The organism is Pseudomonas sp., from assembly GCF_050739655.1.
Taxonomy (GTDB): domain Bacteria; phylum Pseudomonadota; class Gammaproteobacteria; order Pseudomonadales; family Pseudomonadaceae; genus Aquipseudomonas.
Genome location: NZ_JBOIBY010000629.1, coordinates 1 through 16,718, shown reverse-complemented (window position 1 = coordinate 16,718; position 16,718 = coordinate 1). Strand labels below are relative to the sequence as shown.

At 52.6% G+C, this 16,718-nt stretch carries 19 protein-coding genes and 1 pseudogene; 11 read left to right on the top strand and 9 right to left on the bottom strand.

All coding sequences use genetic code 11. From position 1 onward, the window contains the following. Positions 1-166: 166 nt before the first annotated feature. Complete coding sequence (locus ACRESJ_RS30030) at positions 167-1,036, bottom strand: NmrA family NAD(P)-binding protein (RefSeq protein WP_431761128.1); 870 nt, start codon at positions 1,034-1,036, stop codon at positions 167-169. Positions 1,037-1,151: 115 nt separating this feature from the next. Between ACRESJ_RS30030 and ACRESJ_RS30025 the strand changes: the two genes are divergently transcribed. Next, a complete protein-coding gene (locus ACRESJ_RS30025; protein WP_431761127.1) occupies positions 1,152-2,072 on the top strand; it encodes a LysR family transcriptional regulator in 921 nt (306 codons plus the stop codon). Between the two features lie 12 nt (positions 2,073-2,084). Here ACRESJ_RS30025 and gorA read toward each other — a convergent pair whose 3' ends face one another. Beyond that, positions 2,085-3,446, bottom strand: a complete 1,362-nt coding sequence (gene gorA / locus ACRESJ_RS30020) for a glutathione-disulfide reductase (RefSeq protein WP_431761126.1) — start codon at positions 3,444-3,446, stop codon at positions 2,085-2,087. Between the two features lie 47 nt (positions 3,447-3,493). Beyond that, entirely contained in the window at positions 3,494-3,703 is a 210-nt protein-coding gene (locus tag ACRESJ_RS30015; RefSeq protein WP_431761125.1) for a hypothetical protein, read from the bottom strand. A 274-nt stretch (positions 3,704-3,977) separates the two neighbouring features. Between ACRESJ_RS30015 and cynR the strand changes: the two genes are divergently transcribed. The 4 genes and pseudogenes from cynR to ACRESJ_RS29995 form a co-directional block, all read left to right on the top strand. After that, entirely contained in the window at positions 3,978-4,877 is a 900-nt protein-coding gene (gene cynR, locus ACRESJ_RS30010) for a transcriptional regulator CynR (protein WP_431761124.1), read from the top strand. Between the two features lie 104 nt (positions 4,878-4,981). Further along, positions 4,982-5,902: a LysR family transcriptional regulator gene (locus ACRESJ_RS30005; protein ID WP_431761123.1), complete on the top strand. Its 921-nt coding sequence runs from the start codon at positions 4,982-4,984 to the stop codon at positions 5,900-5,902. Further along, positions 5,902-6,816 (top strand): LysR family transcriptional regulator, encoded by a 915-nt coding sequence (locus ACRESJ_RS30000; protein WP_431761122.1) that lies wholly within the window; start codon positions 5,902-5,904, stop codon positions 6,814-6,816. The genes ACRESJ_RS30005 and ACRESJ_RS30000 overlap by 1 nt, the downstream gene beginning before the upstream one ends. A 276-nt stretch (positions 6,817-7,092) precedes the next feature. Next, positions 7,093-7,398 (top strand): annotated as a pseudogene (locus ACRESJ_RS29995) (2Fe-2S iron-sulfur cluster-binding protein); the annotation flags it as partial. Positions 7,399-7,416: 18 nt separating this feature from the next. Here the strand turns inward: ACRESJ_RS29995 and grxC are convergent. The 4 genes from grxC to cynS form a co-directional block, all read right to left on the bottom strand. Then, positions 7,417-7,680, bottom strand: coding sequence for a glutaredoxin 3 (gene grxC, locus ACRESJ_RS29990; RefSeq protein WP_431761121.1), 264 nt, complete (start codon positions 7,678-7,680; stop codon positions 7,417-7,419). Between the two features lie 26 nt (positions 7,681-7,706). Beyond that, positions 7,707-8,369 carry a carbonic anhydrase gene (locus ACRESJ_RS29985; RefSeq protein ID WP_431761120.1) on the bottom strand — a complete coding sequence of 221 codons (663 nt, stop codon included), beginning with the start codon at positions 8,367-8,369 and terminating at the stop codon, positions 7,707-7,709. A 40-nt stretch (positions 8,370-8,409) separates the two neighbouring features. Next, positions 8,410-8,658, bottom strand: a complete 249-nt coding sequence (locus ACRESJ_RS29980; RefSeq protein WP_431761119.1) for a DUF2790 domain-containing protein — start codon at positions 8,656-8,658, stop codon at positions 8,410-8,412. 100 nt (positions 8,659-8,758) lie between these two features. Then, positions 8,759-9,226 (bottom strand): cyanase, encoded by a 468-nt coding sequence (gene cynS, locus ACRESJ_RS29975; protein WP_431761118.1) that lies wholly within the window; start codon positions 9,224-9,226, stop codon positions 8,759-8,761. Positions 9,227-9,637: 411 nt separating this feature from the next. Here cynS and ACRESJ_RS29970 point away from each other — a divergent pair, with 411 nt between their 5' ends. From ACRESJ_RS29970 to ACRESJ_RS29955, 4 genes are all read left to right on the top strand, one after another. Continuing rightward, the gene (locus tag ACRESJ_RS29970) at positions 9,638-10,147 is read left to right on the top strand and encodes a cupin domain-containing protein (protein WP_431761117.1); all 510 of its coding nucleotides are present in this window, start codon (positions 9,638-9,640) and stop codon (positions 10,145-10,147) included. A 190-nt stretch (positions 10,148-10,337) separates the two neighbouring features. Continuing rightward, a complete protein-coding gene (locus tag ACRESJ_RS29965; protein WP_431761116.1) occupies positions 10,338-12,191 on the top strand; it encodes a Mu transposase C-terminal domain-containing protein in 1,854 nt (617 codons plus the stop codon). 29 nt (positions 12,192-12,220) lie between these two features. After that, positions 12,221-13,096, top strand: coding sequence for a TniB family NTP-binding protein (locus tag ACRESJ_RS29960; protein WP_431761115.1), 876 nt, complete (start codon positions 12,221-12,223; stop codon positions 13,094-13,096). Positions 13,097-13,103: 7 nt separating this feature from the next. Next, positions 13,104-14,183 carry a TniQ family protein gene (locus ACRESJ_RS29955; RefSeq protein WP_431761114.1) on the top strand — a complete coding sequence of 360 codons (1,080 nt, stop codon included), beginning with the start codon at positions 13,104-13,106 and terminating at the stop codon, positions 14,181-14,183. 261 nt (positions 14,184-14,444) lie between these two features. Here the strand turns inward: ACRESJ_RS29955 and ACRESJ_RS29950 are convergent, their stop codons facing one another. Beyond that, positions 14,445-14,879: a hypothetical protein gene (locus ACRESJ_RS29950; protein WP_431761113.1), complete on the bottom strand. Its 435-nt coding sequence runs from the start codon at positions 14,877-14,879 to the stop codon at positions 14,445-14,447. 86 nt (positions 14,880-14,965) lie between these two features. On the opposite strand from ACRESJ_RS29950, the gene ACRESJ_RS29945 reads away from it, so the two are divergent. Beyond that, complete coding sequence (locus ACRESJ_RS29945; RefSeq protein WP_431761112.1) at positions 14,966-15,292, top strand: helix-turn-helix domain-containing protein; 327 nt, start codon at positions 14,966-14,968, stop codon at positions 15,290-15,292. Between the two features lie 48 nt (positions 15,293-15,340). Here the strand turns inward: ACRESJ_RS29945 and ACRESJ_RS29940 are convergent, their stop codons facing one another. Beyond that, positions 15,341-16,477, bottom strand: coding sequence for a site-specific integrase (locus tag ACRESJ_RS29940; protein ID WP_431761111.1), 1,137 nt, complete (start codon positions 16,475-16,477; stop codon positions 15,341-15,343). A 78-nt stretch (positions 16,478-16,555) separates the two neighbouring features. Here ACRESJ_RS29940 and ACRESJ_RS29935 point away from each other — a divergent pair. Then, on the top strand, positions 16,556-16,718 hold a 163-nt coding region (locus ACRESJ_RS29935), incomplete at its 3' end, for a DNA-binding protein (RefSeq protein ID WP_431761129.1).

The window sequence follows — 16,718 nt, the reverse complement described above, 5'->3', positions numbered from 1 at the left end:
GGGCCGGCACATTCAACAATGATGCTGACTGACCTGACGCTTTCGCGGGCAAGCCTCGCTCCCACAGGGTTTTGTGTTGTCCATGGATCTTGTGATCGACGTAAGAACCTGTGGGGCCCGCGATGGTCGTCAACTCAGACGTGGGCTGTCTGAGTGCCCTCGCAATTTAGAGGTCGAAAGTCTTCCGAAGCATTTCGTGCAGGCCTTTTGGCTTACGTCCCAGCAGCCTTTCCAGCGTCCGACTGCTCTGGTCGAAAGCGCCTTTTTCGATGGCTTTACCCCAGCCGCCGAGGAATGTCGCGACAGCGGTTGGCCAACCGTCAGCCTTCCGAGCGGCGATGAAGGCTTGTACGGCAATCGGTTGGTAATCAATCGGCTTGCCTGTCAGTAAGGCCAAGCCGTCAGCGATATCCTGAAATGACCATGTCTGTCCCGCATTCAGCAGGCAAGTGCGATTTTCATAGCCTGATTGGGTTAATAGTGCAGCACCGGCTTCTGCCAGCTCAGCATATGTGGCGAAGCCAGCTCGACCTTGGCCAACTGGGGCGCTGAAGCCTTCTTTTGCCGCGTTGGCACCCATGAGGAAGGGCAAGTCGTCGGCATATAACGGATGTTGAATAATCGTGTACGTAAGACCCGACTTCACCAGCAATTGCTCGGTAGCTATATCGCTATCCGTCACGCCTTCAATAGGTGCCAGCACATCGTTGGTCCGTTGAATACTGGTGTAAGTCACATGACGGACACCCGCCCGCCCGGCTGCAATGATCGCGTTTTTATGCTGGGCAATACGATCACTGAACGCTACGGCTGACACCAGGTAGACTTTTTCCACTCCCTCGAAGGCTGCCACCAGCGAATCGTAATCGGTGTAATCCCCGTAGCGCACCTCTATACCTAATGCAGCCAGAGGCTTGGCCTTTTCAGTATCACGTGCCATTGCCACAACATCTGATGCCGGGATTATTTTTACCAGGGAACGCAGGACAGCATTGCCCAATCTGCCTGTCGCGCCAGTAACGAGAATTTTTGCCATGGTGCTTTGCTTTCCAATCTAGATAACCAGGTGGGAAGCCATCATGACCAAATCACCAAGGATAAATTAGTCCTCAATAGGTAGAATCAGCTTTAACCAAAAGTTAGAGATGATCATGGAAACCCTGGGTAATCTCGAGTCCTTCGTCTGTGCAGCGCAATCCAGCAGCTTTTCCGAAGCCGCACGGCGGATGGGAATTTCCTCTGCTGCGGTGAGCAAAAACGTGGCGCGGCTTGAAGCCAATTTGGGTACTCGTTTGTTCCAACGCAGCACCCGAAGCCTCACCCTTACTGAGGCGGGAGAGTTGTTCTATCAACAGGTCTCCGGGGGGCTTGAGACAATCCGAGACGCCATCACTCAATTAGGTGATGCCCGAGAAGTCCCGGCAGGGCGATTGCGAGTCAATTTGTCACCGTCTTTGGCTTACGACTATGTTTTGCCATTGCTCAAGACCTTCAAGGAGCGTTACCCCGCAGTGGTGCCGGATTGGCACCTGGAAATCCGTCGCGTGGATTTGATAGGCGAAGGTTTTGATGTCGCTATCGGTGGTGGTATGGAATTGTCGCCTGGCGTTGTCGCGCGAGAACTGGCCAAGCTGCATCTCGTGGCTGTCGCAGCGCCCTCATGGTTGGAAGGTAAGCCGTTACCCACTACACCCAGCGACTTACAGGGGGAGGACGGGATCGTAATGCGTTCGACCAACTCAGGGCGACTGCTGAACTGGACGCTTCGTGATTTCGGGGAAGGGCGGTTCGACCTCGACCTGAACCCAGTGGCGATCATGAATGACCCAGAAGCAATGTGTAGTTGTGCTGTTATGGGGCTAGGTGTCGCGCTGCTACCTTTGGATCGCGCATGGCCCAGGTTGCAGCGCGGTGAGCTGATTCGATTATTGCCGGATTGGTATGTAGATCTGGGCGTGGTCTCGGTTTACTACTCTTCCAAAAAATCTTTGCCTGCCAAAACACGAGTGTTCGTCGATTTTCTGTTGGAGCATTTTCAGAAAACGCTGTGCCAACACTTCCGTGCCGATTGACGCCGTCCACCGTCAACTGCCCGCAACAGGTGTACGCAGCGTTACGAACTCCTCTGCCGAGGTCGGGTGCACACCAATGGTTTCATCAAACAGGCGCTTGGTGGCACCTGCCTTCAGTGCGATTGCCAACCCCTGAATGATGTCTCCGGCATCCGGGCCGACCATATGTGCGCCTAATACCCGATCAGTGCGCGCATCTACCACCAGTTTCATCAAGGTTTGCTCGTTTGAGTCCGTGAGCGTGAGCTTCATGGGTTTGAACCGGCTTTCGAAAACCACCACTTTGTGGCCGTTCTCCAGCGCCTGTTCTTCAGTCAACCCGACGGTCCCGATACTCGGCTGGCTGAATACCGCGGTGGGAATATGCCGATAATCCACGGGGCGATATTGCTCCGGTTTGAACAGCCGACGGGCGACTGCCATACCTTCCGCTGTCGCCACCGGTGTCAGCTGGACCCGGCCAATCACATCACCTAATGCTAGGATCGAAGGCTCGCGAGTTTCGAAGTTATCGTTGACGTCGATGAAGCCCTTGTCGTTGAGTTCGACTTGAGTATTTTCCAATCCCAAATTATCGAGCATCGGGCGCCGGCCAGTAGCGTAGAAAATGCTGTCAGCTTCCAGCTTGCAACCGTCGTTGAGTGTCGCCAATAAGCTGCCATCAGGCTGCTTATCGATCTGCACGATATCGGTGTTGAAATCCAGTTGCAGACCTCGTTTGGTCAGCTCCTGCACCAGGTGCGTTCGAACGGATTGATCAAATCCGCGAAGAAACAGATCGCCGCGATACAGAAGCCGTGTGTCAGCGCCGAGACCATTGAAAATTCCGGCGAACTCAACCGCGATATAACCACCGCCGACAACCAGTACTCGTCTCGGCAACTGCTTGAGAAAGAACGCCTCGTTCGAGGTAATGGCGTGCTCACGTCCCGGGATATCGGGTATTTGTGGCCAGCCGCCTGTTGCAATCAAAATGCGTTCTGCGCTGACGCGCTTTCCGTTGATTTCGACATGATGGGCATCGGTCAACCGTGCATGGCCTTCGAGTAAGGTCACGCCACTGTTAACCAGCAACTTGCGATAGATGCCGTTCAGACGCTCGATCTCGCGATTCTTGTTGGAGATCAATTTCTCCCAGTCGAATTGTGCCTTCCCGGCACTCCAGCCAAAGCCCTCGGCCTGTTCGAAGTCGTCACCAAAATGAGAGCCGTACACCAAAAGCTTTTTAGGCACACAACCGACATTGACGCACGTGCCTCCAAGGTAGCGGCTTTCGGCTACTGCGACTTTCGCACCAAAACCCGCGGCAAAACGCGCTGCTCGCACGCCACCGGAACCTGCACCAATAACGAATAAATCAAAATCGTAGGTCATTTCATTTCTCTGGGAAGTTTGCACAGCGCGTGTGCTATCGAACGGAGTCAATGGGAGAAAAACGATGCGAACAGGCTCATGACAGAGATCTTTGTTTCAGGCGCTGTCGAAAGGTGCGCGACAGGAACTGCGCCGGATTCGCGGGTCAGCGCGCCCATCATTTGCGGCAGCAGATAACTGCTCTCGTATTCGCTGTGAGCCATGGCTGGATTGTCCAACCAAAGGTTCCCTTCGCAGGAATGAGTGACATCAATCATGTGTGGACTCCCGGTTGAACAACATTGCAATGACCCGAAATGTGTCAGTTGCTTCTGTTGATCAGTCTCGCCATCCAGAAGGGATTAGAGAATAAGCAGGGTTGTTACGACTCAATTGTGCTGGGTGAAACAATCCATTCAGAAGTGGGCAGGAAAAATCGATTGGGTAGTGCCAGCGAAGTCTTGCACCACTGCGAACCAGGCCGGGGATTTATAAGGACAAAGACAGATATACAATGCAATGTATAAGTGGTTCCTATAGGAGGGCGTTCACATGCTGCTACGACACTTACGTTATTTGCTGGCAGTGGCGGATAACGGCGGTTTCACTCGTGCGGCGCAGGCTATGCATGTTTCCCAGCCGACTCTGTCTCAACAGATCCGACAGCTGGAAGAAGCGCTTGGCGTAGTGCTGTTCGATCGTACCTCTCGAACGGTGAGGGCGACCGATGCAGGAGAGGCCTATATCGCGTGTGCACGTCGCGTGCTTGTGGAATTGGCTGCCGGCAAGCGAGCACTTCACGATGTTAAGGATCTGTCTCGCGGCACCTTGCGCCTGGCCATGACACCGACGTTCATGGCGTACCTCGTGGGCCCCTTGGTTCGCGATTACATGGGCCACTACCCAAACATTCATCTGGAGATCTTCGAGTTGTCGATGGCCGACATCGAAACTGGCTTGGCGGATGACTCACTGGATATCGCGATTGCGTTTGATCAGGTCCGCAATCCAGACATCGAATCCATTCCGGCGTTTATCGAAACACTGGGATTGATGGTAGGGCGCGACCATCCGCTGTATGAGTGCAAGACGGCATTGACATCGCAACAGCTCGCTCAGCTCGAATTTGCGCTACTGACTCCGGACTTCGTCACGCGTGCATGCATTGACGAGTTTTTCGCTCAAGCGCAGATCACTCCCAAAGTGGCGATCGAAGTCAACTCTGTGAATACCTTGCTGGAGGTTATTCGCCACACAGCAGTTGCCACCATTCTCCCTGAACCGATCGCTACCCAGGATCGTGCCCTGCGTAAGATCGCTTTATTGGATAAGGGACCTCGTCGCGGAGCGGCGCTACTTCGGCGCAAAAACAACTATCACAGTGCTGCGTCAGTCGCTTTTATGGACTTGATGCTGGGAACGACCGTGGGCATCGATCATTACACTGGATGAAATGCTGGATTGTAATTGCTCGTAATTCCACTGTACTGGCAATTAGTGCTGTACGCGCTAGCGTTCAGATGCTTCGCAGTCCTCTCATCAAGACAGGGTCGCTTATGGATCGCTTTCAAGAAATGCAGATTTTTATGGCGGTAGCTGAGGAGGAAGGTTTTGCTGCCGCTGCCCGTCTGCTAAACATCTCGCCCCCGAGTGTCACTCGCGCCATCGCCGCAATGGAGCAGCGAATCGGCACACAGCTTTTGTCTCGAACCACCCGTAGTTTGCATCTGACGGAAGCAGGTCAACGCTATCTGGAAGATTGTCGACGGATATTGAGTGAGGTTGATGAAGCGGAGGAGGCTGCCGCCGGCAGCTATTCAATTCCGTGCGGACATCTGACCGTGACCGCGTCAGTGCTGTTTGGTGAGTTGTACGTCGCGCCACTTTTGGCTGATTACGTTGACCAGTTTCCCTCAGTACATCTCAATGCCTTGCTCGTTGACCGTGTGGTAAACATGGCTGACGAAGGGATTGATGTCGCAATCCGAATCGGCCATATGCACGAAAATAATCAGCACGCCATCAAGGTCGGTGAAGTCCGTCAGGTGATATGTGGCACTCCCGAGTATTTTCAGCGCTATGGGAGACCACGTCATCCTGGCGAATTAAGCACCGCCAACATCGTCATGTCTTCGGCCAGCCATCTGTTAAGCGACTGGCAATTTGAGAATGATGGCAACGCGCTTAGCTTTCGATTTGAACCCCGTTTGGTCGTTACCGCCAATCAAGCCGCTATCAATATCGCGAGCTTGGGCTGGGGGATCACGAGGGTCTTGTCCTATCAAGTGGCGAGCCAGGTCGCATCGGGTGAATTGGAGTTGGTGCTCGAAGATTTCGAGCCGCCTGCGTTACCCATTCAGGTGGTCTATCTGAAAAACACACGAGTCCCGGCGAAGGTTCGTACCTTCGTGGATTTTCTCGTGGATCGACTGGGGCGAGATACGGTGCTTAAAGCGGTGGTGAAGGGTTCTCACTGATGGATCGCTATCATGAAATGCTGATGTTCGAAGCGCTTTCTGAACGGCCAAGTCTGGCTGCTGCGTCTCGGCGTCTGGATGTCTCGGGGCCGACTGTTATTCGCGCTATCGCTCGCTTGGAGGCCCGGCTTGGTGTTGCGTTGTTAAAACGAAGCACGCGAGGTGTCACGTTGACTGAGGTCGGTGCTGGCTTCATGGCAGACTGCTCTCGCATCCTGAAGGATATTGAGGACGCAGAGGCTTCGGCCAAGGGTTTGCACGTTCAGGCGCAAGGCAATCTCAAGGTTCTATTGCCATTGCTGTTCAGCCGATATGTCATGACACCGTTGCTCTCGCATTACATGGATCAGTACCCGCAAGTGAAGCTATACGCCCAATACCATGATCGATTGGCGAACATGTATGAGGAGGGGATCGATGTGGCTGTGCTTGTCGGTGACCTGCCAAATTCGTCATTGGTAGCGCGAAAAGTTGGGCATGTGCGTTCGATGGTATGCAGCAGTCCTGCGTATCTTGAGGAGCATGGTGAGCCGAAAGTACCCGAAGATTTACGAAATCATCGATTAGTGGCGACCCATGCTTATCGAGATCAGGTCCAGTGGGGTTTTCATCAGGACGGTGTTGTGAACCAGATAAAGGCACGGGCTCGAATAAGTTGCGCGACGGTTCAGTCGGCAATTGATGCCACTACCCATGGCGCAGGGATCACGCGCTGTTTTAGCTACCCGTTGTATGACTATTTGAGCAGCGGCCGGTTGCGTCGAGTGTTGCAACCTTTTGAACTGCCGGCGATGCCGGTGCATGTGGTGTACCGCGAGGGGCGCAAGGCCTCAATGCGGGTTCGCAGTTTCGTCGATTTCATTGTCGATGGCCTGCGCGAGCATCCGGCCATGCAGCCGGATGCCCTTGATTGAATACAGCGATCCGACACTGAATCGTATAAACCCGTCGCTAGCGTGTGTGTCATCCGTGTGTCTGGGTGTAGCGGGCGTGCTTCGTGACCGGAACGCCACGACTTACCACCAGGAAGGTGGCAAACGCAAAAATCAATACCGCCTCTTCAGGCGGTTTTGCCGTTTCTGTGGTGTATGCGTTCGGTAACGGCCCACAGTACATCCAGTCACGGGGGTTGATCCCGTTAGCCTTGGTCAGTCATCTGCAAATTTGGTGCGTCAAGGGATCAAATGCCCCCGACTGTCGAGCAGGTTCCAGCGTCAACGAGTCCGGTAAAAGTGTTGTTTCTAACGTCATCCAAGGAGGCGCGCTGGGAACCAGGCGGGGGGAGTCTTTTGGAACGGGCTGAGAGCAGCGGCCTGAATCCGGAGTTCAGCTGTCGAGGAGGATCTTGTGGTACATGCCGTACCAAACTGATCAGTGGTGAAGTGCACTATCTGAATGTGCCCGCTGAAATGCCGGCCGAAGGCGAGCTGCTGATTTGCTGTGCGGTACCTGCGCAAGCGAAGGAGGGCGACGCCCCCCTTGTGCTGGATCTGTGAGTCACTGACATCGGCCGCTCATCCCGCCAAGCGTGGGTTGAGCGCCTTGTCGATACCGCCTTCATGTTCCAACTGAGCCAGATCATCAAATCCACCGACATGCCAATCACCAAAAAAGATCTGAGGGACTGTGCGTCGACCGCTACGGTTGACCATTTCGTTTTTTACATCGGCGCAGCGGACGTCGATTTCTTTGTAGGCAATACCTTTGGTGTCCAGTAGGCGCTTGGCGCTGCGGCAATAGGGGCAGGTGCTGGTGGTGTACATAGTGACTTCAAACATGATGAGTACTCTTCAAATGAGATTGATCAGGCCACGGCTTTTGCAGGACGAGCCTGGACCGCACAGGTGGTTGGATGCTTGACCAGAGACTTGAAAGTCTTGTTGTCGGAATCCAGGGCGTCGATCGAGCCCGTTCCGATGTCGTAGACCCAGCCATGAAGATTCACCAGACCTTTTTCCTGAGCCAGTCGAACGCTTGGATGAGTCTGGATATTGGCCAGTTGAGCGATGACATTTTCGCGAACCATCGAACTCACTTTCGCTGCTTCACTGGTATGAGTGCGCGATTCGTTGATGACTTTTGCCGACTCGGAATGTTGCAACCAACCGGCAACCGCAGGCAGGTGATCCATGCATTTGCACTTGGCGACAGCGGTCATGGCACCGCAATCCGAATGGCCGCAGATCACGATATCCGTCACACCCAGCACAGCCACGGCGTATTCGATAGTGGCTGAGACGCCACCAGGATTCGGGCTGTAGGACGGCACGATGTTGCCAGCGTTACGGATGACGAACAGTTCGCCAGGCTCTTGCTGTGTCAGCAGTTCGGGAACAACGCGGCTGTCGGAGCAACTGATGAACAGCGTACCTGGAGTTTGCGTGTTGGCCAGGTGCTGGAACAGTTCGGTACGTTGTGGAAATGCTTCTTTTTGGAACTTCGAAAAACCTTCGATGAGCGCTTTCATGATGTATGCCTTTAATAGATGTTTAGCAATTAAGTGATGGTCAGTTAATGCAGCCGCTACCAATCACGGTGTATTCCAGAATGTGCGTTTCACCCTGCGAATCGCGGTAAGTCATTTGCACCGGCGTTGGGCCACAGACATCAGCCGTAGGCGTGATACGGATCACTTTGGCGATGTCCAGATGCATGCCGTATGCGTAAGGAACGGTCTCTGGTGCAACGACCGCTTGTTGTGCGAAAGCTGACAACGAGGCCGTCAGAGACAAGGCGAGAAGCAGTATTTTTTTCACGACGATTCCTCCATTCAAATTTGGTGGTCGATAAAGAGTCAGGTTTTTTTGAAGCAGGCCCGCAAAGATCGCGGGCCGGATTACAAGTCCAGGTGCATCCTTAGAAAGGACGCAGTGGCAGAAACTTACCGTCGAGGGTGATCACTGCACGGTGACCGCCTTCTGGGTCTTCCACTTTCTTCATGTCCAGTTTGAAGTTGATGGCGCTGATGATGCCGTCACCGAACTGTTCATGAACCAGGGCTTTGAGGGTGGTGCCGTAGATCTGGATCATTTCGTAGAAGCGGTAAATGGTCGGGTCCGTTGGTACACCCGACAGGCTGCCACGCAGTGGGATGATCTGCAGGCGGGCGACCGAGTCGGCGTCCAGGTCCAGTTTTTGACCGATCACTTTTGCGGCGGCTTCCGGCAGTGGATGTTGACCGAGCAGGGCAGCGGTGACGTAAGCCAGACCGAGGCCGGTACCTTCAGTCACTTCTTCAAAGGACAGATTTTTACGAGCTTTCGCGTCAAGAATTTTGGCGGTCAGTTCAAGGCTGGTGTCGTTGTAAGCGTGAGACTGTTGCATGGTGTATCTCCTATCGGGTTTGCTTGATTGGTATTGCTTGGGTGTGAAGCAATCTTCTGCCGTTTGTTCGATAGGGTCCAAGACCGATATGCAATCCGCTGCATAAGCCCTGCCTATAGATGCATGTCGGTTTGGATCGATGACGGGGCGGGTACAGCCATGCGCTTTGAGCTGCCTTGTCTCGCAGGCATGCATCTGCACGCTCACGACCGTTGATGCATCGTCAGGAAAACCAAGTTGGTGGTGGCACTTAAAGGCGAGAAATAGCAGGGCAGGTGGGACAGCAGATATTCATGATCGTAGAGCGCTTATAAGTAGCTCTACTAAATGGTCGTTTAGTCGAGTTATGTTACTAAATGCTACGAAATACGTTCATTTATACCGAAATCTCAAAAGACTAGGCGGCCTGACATGAAGATAACCCCGATAGACACTCAAGCACTAATTGCCGCACTTGATCTGGAACCCCACCAGGAAGGCGGTTATTACCGTAGAACCTTCCAGTCCGACGATCAAACCATGCTGATGACTACGAGCGGTCAACGCTATCGAATGACGTCTATTTATTACCTGCTGAGCAAGGATTCGCCTGTAGGTCATTTTCATCTCAACCAATCAGACATCGTGCATTACTACCATTTGGGTGATGCCATTGAGTACAAACTGATTTATCCAGACGGCACATTGAAAACTGTCGTGATGGGCAGCAATGTCATCGCAGGACAACATTTGCAATTGCATGTACCAGGCGGCATCTGGAAAGCATCACGACTGATGGAAGGTTCATCGGGATACGGATTGATCAGTGAAGCGGTTTCGCCAGGGTTTGACTTTGCGGATATGGAGATGGGTGATCGGCAGAAGCTCAGCGAGCAGTTTCCACAGCATTCGCAATTGATTGAAGCGCTGACGGATAGTTGATGGACTGAGGTGAATTGAGGGCGTCGAAATCCACGTATTGTCGAGATTTGTTAAATCAGCGAAGTCAATATCTAATTGAAAAATATCAAGTTTTTTATTGAGATTTCTGATTGTTTTTTTGAGCCTAGACTTTTTCGCATATTTAGCTAGATTTTAGCCACGTTTTGCATTTTTTGTTATGGGGGAATCCATGCAAGGAATCAGCATAAAACCAGGCGTACTTGTACTTGTTGGTAATAAGCAGTTTGAAATCATCGACTCTGTTTCTTCGAGCAAAATACGGGTAAGGGATTTAACCTCGGGGGAAGTGACCATGATCTCCCCGGGAGAAATAGACTTTGAGCTAAAAAGAACTGCATTGCTCTCAAATCCTGACTCCGGCCAATCCGAAAGAACCTCTCTCATCGAAAGTGCTAGCGAGGCTGACATCAAGTTGGCGTCAGACCGCTATGACGTGCTGTTGCCGGTGGCCGGCAGGCGGCCAATTTCTAAAAACGAGATGACTCAGTGCGCTGTAGCACTCAACCTAAGCGAATCACAAGTGAATAGGCTGCTGAATAGACTAGACACCAATATAGGTCCATTAAGTCTCCTTCCGCAGCGCCGGGGCAGGGTAAAAGGGATAAAGCTAATTGATGCTAGCGCCGAGGACGCTATCCAGGAAATCATCGAAGAGTTCTACACCGGTCCTGGAATTACCTATCAGGTGATTATCGACAAAGTCTTAGATCGCTGTTCTTCAAAATCTATTCCGCCCCCGAGCGCGGCCACCATAGCCAGCAGGCTAAGGGCGGTGAATCCGCGAGCGCTACTGGCAAAAAAAAGCGGAAGTAAAGCCGCGAGTCAGGAGTTCGAGGTTCGTGGAGGAAAGGTCCTTCCCGAAGAGCCCCTTGAACTGATCCAAATCGATCACGCTGAAGTCGATTGCATCATTGTGGACAGCGAGCAGCGGCAGTCATTGATGCGGCCATGGGTGACAGTTGCAATTGATGTCTATACACGCGTAATCCTTGGTTTTTATTTGTCCTTATGGTATCCCTCGAGTATGTCGGTGGCATTGTGTATCTCCCACGCGATCTTGCCGAAGGACCGTTGGCTGAGGTTGATTGGCATGCCGGATGGTGAGTATCCGTTCTATGGTGTGCCAAAGCGGATTCATGTCGATAATGCCAAGGAGTTCAGATCAAAAAATCTAGAAGACAGTTGCCGTAAATATGGAATCAAGTTGACTTGGAGGCCCAAGAAAATTCCCCACAATGGCGCGCATATTGAACGGTACAACCGCACTTTGATGACGAGGGTTCATTTGTTGCCAGGCACAACTATGTCCTCGACAAAAAACAAAGGCCAATATAAAAGTGAGCGCCACGCAGCTATGTCATTCTCCGAACTCAGAGAGTGGATCACTCGGGAGATAGAAATCTATCATAAAGATACGCACTCGGATCTAGGCTGTTCGCCGCTGCATATGTGGGAAAAATTCTTTCAAAAAAAAGACGGAGGCTTTTCCTATCCGCCGATCGTCGATGATCAAAAACGCTTGCTGATTGACTTTATGCCAGTAAAAAGCCGCGTGCTCGGTCGAGAGGGAATTAAACTGCATAACATCGTTTATTATTCGCCGACCTTGAAATGTTTTAATATCCGCACAAGGTGCACGGTGCGTTACGACCCAGAGGCAATAAGCAAGATCTGGGTGCTGCCTGAGGGTGAGAAACATTACATAGAAATAGGCTACTCGGACTTAAGGTTACCCAATACGTCTCTAATAGAGTTCAAGCGAACAAGGGCGAAATTAAGAGCTGATAGTAAACGCAGGGTACCTGCTTCCGAAGTGTTTAAATTGATCAAGAAAAATGATGCCCTTGTGAACAGTGCAGTCGCGACCACTAAGGAGATGCGTAAAATGAGAGAGCAAAAAAAAACTCGCCTGACCGATCCTGGCCACCCTCTGAATGAGAAAAATTCACAAAAAGTAGAAATATCTACTTCGACTTCACCGGACTACAGCGTGCAACCGCGACCCTACGACATCGAAGAGTAGGATCCTAACTGGTGACAAGGTGAGCATCGATGAAAGTTAATACGAGCTTAGAGCACATTGCTCCGTCGTATCGAAATTTGGCACTTTTGGACGACAAGCAGCGGATAATCAGTATTTATACAGATCGTTGGATAAACTACCCTGAAGTGAGTTCGATCCGCGCGGTAGTCAGAGCGGTATATGAAATGCCTCGCAATATCCAAGCGCAGTGCATTTTGGTTTCTGCCCAATCCGGAATGGGTAAGACCAGTCTTTTTACAAGAATAGAATCCGATATCGATACGCTCCGGAAGCGTGATCAAGACCACGGCGGCTGTATTTCATTCAGCATGCCCGCAGAGCCAACTTTCAGCGCGTTCGAAGATGTTGTCGGCGAGGCTCTAGGAGTGCCCATTGGTAAAATTCGCAACGGTCGGATACCTAATACGTTTAGCCGGCTTGCTCACCTCAGAAATCTACGCATAATAATGATTGATGAAGTGCATAACCTACTCAATGCAAACAGGGGGGATCAGCGTAAGAGTCTTGCCCTATTAAGGGCGATGAGTGGTCCTCCTTTGTCACTTTCGATTATTGCCTTCGGCATTGATGATGCCGAGAATGCGATTCGTGACGACGATCAGTTGGAACGGCGCTTTGAAATTTACAATCTGCCGGACTGGAGAGAGGATGAGAAGTTCAGGTCATTTTTGGCGGCGTACGAAAGCATTTTGCCATTAAGAAAGCGATCTGAACTTTCGCGGAGTGACAAAGTTAAGTTTTTGCTGCGCTCATCTAAGGGGATTACCGGTAATATTGTTAAGCGAATTACCCGTGGAGCGGTTTGGGCAATTTTGGATAGAAAGGAAGCAATAGACATGGAATGTTTGGAAAAAGCCGCTTTCATTCCACCTTATATCGAGTGAGCAGATCATGAGAAGTAACGCGCTTTACAGCGGGTTGCTGAAGCCACTACCTCAGGAGGCTCTATCGTCGTGGCTTTCCAGGGGAGGGCAGTCTAGAAATTACTTGCCATTCTTACGTGCTATAGATTATCTCGAACGGTGTGGTGTCCAGGACGTTGACGTGACTATTACTGCTAAAGTTGAGGAAAGTCTATCCAAAATCCTCGACCTTCCGATTGAATGTTTACGGCGTGCATTTCCTGTGCCTGGGGACTGGCTGAAAATGCCCCCCGTAAGGCGTCATCAAGTTTGTGAGTATTGCTTATATGACGATTATCGCAGTGGTCGGCTGCCGTCATTGAGAACTACCTGGTTTTACTGGTGGTTTAATGTCTGTCCCGTGCATGGCGGCCTTCTACTGGAAAGTAGAGCTACTACCACTCCGGATTTCGGTACCTTGGCGTCAACTGCTTTGTTCAATATTCTCCAACAGGAAATATTTATAGAACAAAACCGCTCATGGTCTTTGTCAGGAGCGCGTTCTTTATGGCATCGTCAGAACCTGGCCCGTGAGCCGTATAAAAAACTGCGCCTAATGGCATTGTTTTTTCAGGGCTGGTACCAAGCATCATTACAACGAGGAGAGTTTGTTATCGGCAATGCTAAGATTACGGCGACCATTGATGAGTGGCACCTGTTTATGGGGGATCTCCTCGCGATAATTGGCAAAAAGCGGAGCTATCCACGTGATCAAAAATCGTACATTGCTCGACTTCTTGGCATTAGGTCATGGTCTTCTCTCAGTACCGAAATTTCACCTTCCGCGGGCTGTGAACCTTTCCTGTGTTTAGACATAGGAGAGCACTCCACCAACATCCGCATGGCGATGTTTGCGTTGCTAGGACTGTTTTTGAAATTACCGAAATGCGTTTATATATGGCAACTCGGAATGGGATCGAGACTTAATGACAGCCACATTGAGCGATTTTGGCGAGGGATGCACAGCGATGCAGATAGACTGCCTAGCTACTTGCAGTGGTTAAAAAAACGCTCAGCAGGTTGGAACCCTGTAATTGAGATGCATTTTCGATACCTGCTAAATGATTAATCAAAGCGTGCCTAGCCGACTGTCTCACTAGGGCCTGTTGTCTACAGAGCGAGGAAAATCGCTCTCTTTCCAGTTGCGCAATTCATAATCCGCGGTATCTGCAGAATTACTTGGGTGAACTCTGCACTATATAATGAGAACTTTAATCAAGCCATGCACTCTGCAAGAAAAGTATATTGCGTGGCTTTATGAGTATGCGAGTTGGTTGAAATTTCCAATCCGGCGCTTGGCCTTCCGGGGGTAATTGAAGGTAATCGGACGCTAAAGTACCTCCTCATAAATGCACCTTGGTTTTAGTGGTGCTTCACTCGCCAGACTCAAGCTATGCAGGGTATACGTTGTGCCACAGTCGATTTCGATACGGAAGGTGATGTTGGCGGCGGCCTCAACCAGGCTGGTGTGCAAACGCACCACACGCTCCATGCGCCAATGCTGTGAATGATTCATCGAAGGCGGGGTGACGACCATCAGCGAACGAACGGAAGTATCATTCGGTAGCTGCGCTAAAAGTGCATCCAGTTGGACTATATCCGCGACCAGCAATGTGTGCCCAAACTCAAATCCGTCTTCGTGCATCCGGAGGCACACATAGAACCACGGGGTATCGAGGTCGCGCTCGACCACACCCCAGCACTTGATAGTTCGGTCAAGCGGAACCGAAGATCGGCGCTCCGCAGCGGACTGAGTAAAAAACATCCGTAACTCCTCGCAAAACGAACCCTATAGATTGTAGCTCTAAAGTGTTCAAAAAGGCTTCATCGTTCCTTTTGTGAGTCGCACAAATGGACATGAGACAAGCCTTCGGTCGGGCGCTCAAGGCTCGGCGCCTACAGCGCCAGCTCACCCAAGAGGATTTTTCCGACGTGAGTAGCCGAACCTACCTGAGTACATTGGAGCGCGGCATGAAATGCCCAACACTGGATAAAGTGGTCGAGCTCGCCTCGGTCCTCGGTGTCCATCCCTTGACTCTGATCGCGGAAAGCTTTGTGGCGCTCGACCCTCACCAGAGTCTCGAGGCTCTTCTGGTGCGCGTGCAGACGGAGGCGCAGGGAGCCACGGTCGACGACTGTGTTTCTGAACCAGTCAACGCTACGCACGCGGACACTTAGCGGACTGCTGCTGAGTACAGTTGACCAAGAGCTGTCGCGGGTTAGCAGCTAGATGCAATCGTCAGAGCGCGTGATTGTTTCAACACTCTCCGAATTATTGTCAGCAGTCGCCATCAATGTCGTGGCGCGGCTGCTCAACAACGACCCCGCCTGGAAGTAACCCATCACCGTGGTCACGCTGCGGTGTTCGGTCATGGCCATCACCTCGCCCAGCGGCACGCCCTGACGCCCGGCTTCCGTGACAAACCCCGACCTCAAGCTGTGTGCGCCCCAATCCCCCTCCAATCCGGCCAGCTTTGCCCGGCGCTGAACGATGCGCGCGACTTGGTCCGCAGACAATCCTGCGGCTCCGACCTTATCGCCCCTATACAGACGACGAAACAAGGGGCCGGAGTTGGCGGGAGCGACCGCTAACCAACTGGAAAGAGCTTGCGCCGCCGGTCCGCGTAGCGGCTTCTCACGGCGCATGCCGCCGGTTTCGGTCTTAGTATTGCCCAGGGTGTACAACCAGGTGTCAGCGTCCAGTCGGCGGACATCGCCCAGTTGCAGGCCCACCACTTCCGAGCGCCGCCGGCCACCACCACTCCAGGCCATCAGGAGCAGGGCGCGGTCACGAATGCCGCGCACGCCGTCGTCGCAGGTAGCAAGCAGGGCTTGCAAGGGTTCGAGCACGAGCGCGGTTTTCTTGCGTACCGCCACACCTTGACGCGACTGCGCCTTACGCGCCTCGCGCAGCAGGGTCTTCAGCGCCGGCGCCTCGCTCGGACTGTCCCACTCGTTGATCCGATGCCATTTACCGAGCACCGCCAAGCGGTGGCTGACCGTGTTGAACGCCAGCGGCCCGACCTTGGCCTTGACCCGGGCGGCGACCAGCGCGGCGTCGATGGACGGCGGCAGCAGATGGGTCCACCTACCGTCGGCCAGCGGCCGCGCCAGGTGATCGAGGACGAATTGAATTGCCACGGCCGGCGGCAGCGGGGCATCGCCCAGTGCCTGGCCATAACGCAACTGCAGCCACGCCGACCAGTAGGCGAGGGCACTGCGGTAGCTGCGCACGGTATTGGCCGCGGTGCCGGCGGCGATAAACGCGGCCGCGGCTTCCTGGGCGTTGTGTGCCAGGGCCTGCGGGTTAAGCGGGGTTTCGTCGACCAAGAGCAACTGGTCTGTAATATTTAATACGTTCAACGTATGATAATTCCAATGTTCATAATATAACGTCGGATAACAATCCATTATCAGACCTAATATACCCGGAGGTTGGCCATGGCAATAGGGGTGCCGGAAAACGAGGTGTTTGCTGCGGCGGACGCGGTGTTGGCCCGTGGCGAGCGACCGACGGTGGAGCGCGTACGGTTGGAGTTGGGCCGTGGCAGTCCGGCGCGGGTGGGTGGTTTGCTCGATCAATGGTGGACGCGCCTGTCCGAGC

What these genes read in the sequence shown, in the direction of transcription:
- ACRESJ_RS29985 (WP_431761120.1), bottom strand. Translation starts at nt 8,369, where the DNA reads ATGAAAGCGCTCATCGAAGGTTTTTCGAAGTTCCAAAAAGAAGCATTT.
- grxC (WP_431761121.1), bottom strand. Translation starts at nt 7,680, where the DNA reads ATGTTTGAAGTCACTATGTACACCACCAGCACCTGCCCCTATTGCCGC.
- ACRESJ_RS30005 (WP_431761123.1), top strand. Translation starts at nt 4,982, where the DNA reads ATGGATCGCTTTCAAGAAATGCAGATTTTTATGGCGGTAGCTGAGGAG.
- cynS (WP_431761118.1), bottom strand. Translation starts at nt 9,226, where the DNA reads ATGCAACAGTCTCACGCTTACAACGACACCAGCCTTGAACTGACCGCC.
- ACRESJ_RS30025 (WP_431761127.1), top strand. Translation starts at nt 1,152, where the DNA reads ATGGAAACCCTGGGTAATCTCGAGTCCTTCGTCTGTGCAGCGCAATCC.
- ACRESJ_RS30000 (WP_431761122.1), top strand. Translation starts at nt 5,902, where the DNA reads ATGGATCGCTATCATGAAATGCTGATGTTCGAAGCGCTTTCTGAACGG.
- ACRESJ_RS30015 (WP_431761125.1), bottom strand. Translation starts at nt 3,703, where the DNA reads ATGATTGATGTCACTCATTCCTGCGAAGGGAACCTTTGGTTGGACAAT.
- ACRESJ_RS29960 (WP_431761115.1), top strand. Translation starts at nt 12,221, where the DNA reads ATGAAAGTTAATACGAGCTTAGAGCACATTGCTCCGTCGTATCGAAAT.
- ACRESJ_RS29950 (WP_431761113.1), bottom strand. Translation starts at nt 14,879, where the DNA reads ATGTTTTTTACTCAGTCCGCTGCGGAGCGCCGATCTTCGGTTCCGCTT.
- gorA (WP_431761126.1), bottom strand. Translation starts at nt 3,446, where the DNA reads ATGACCTACGATTTTGATTTATTCGTTATTGGTGCAGGTTCCGGTGGC.
- ACRESJ_RS29955 (WP_431761114.1), top strand. Translation starts at nt 13,104, where the DNA reads ATGAGAAGTAACGCGCTTTACAGCGGGTTGCTGAAGCCACTACCTCAG.
- ACRESJ_RS30030 (WP_431761128.1), bottom strand. Translation starts at nt 1,036, where the DNA reads ATGGCAAAAATTCTCGTTACTGGCGCGACAGGCAGATTGGGCAATGCT.
- ACRESJ_RS29965 (WP_431761116.1), top strand. Translation starts at nt 10,338, where the DNA reads ATGCAAGGAATCAGCATAAAACCAGGCGTACTTGTACTTGTTGGTAAT.
- ACRESJ_RS29945 (WP_431761112.1), top strand. Translation starts at nt 14,966, where the DNA reads ATGGACATGAGACAAGCCTTCGGTCGGGCGCTCAAGGCTCGGCGCCTA.
- cynR (WP_431761124.1), top strand. Translation starts at nt 3,978, where the DNA reads ATGCTGCTACGACACTTACGTTATTTGCTGGCAGTGGCGGATAACGGC.
- ACRESJ_RS29970 (WP_431761117.1), top strand. Translation starts at nt 9,638, where the DNA reads ATGAAGATAACCCCGATAGACACTCAAGCACTAATTGCCGCACTTGAT.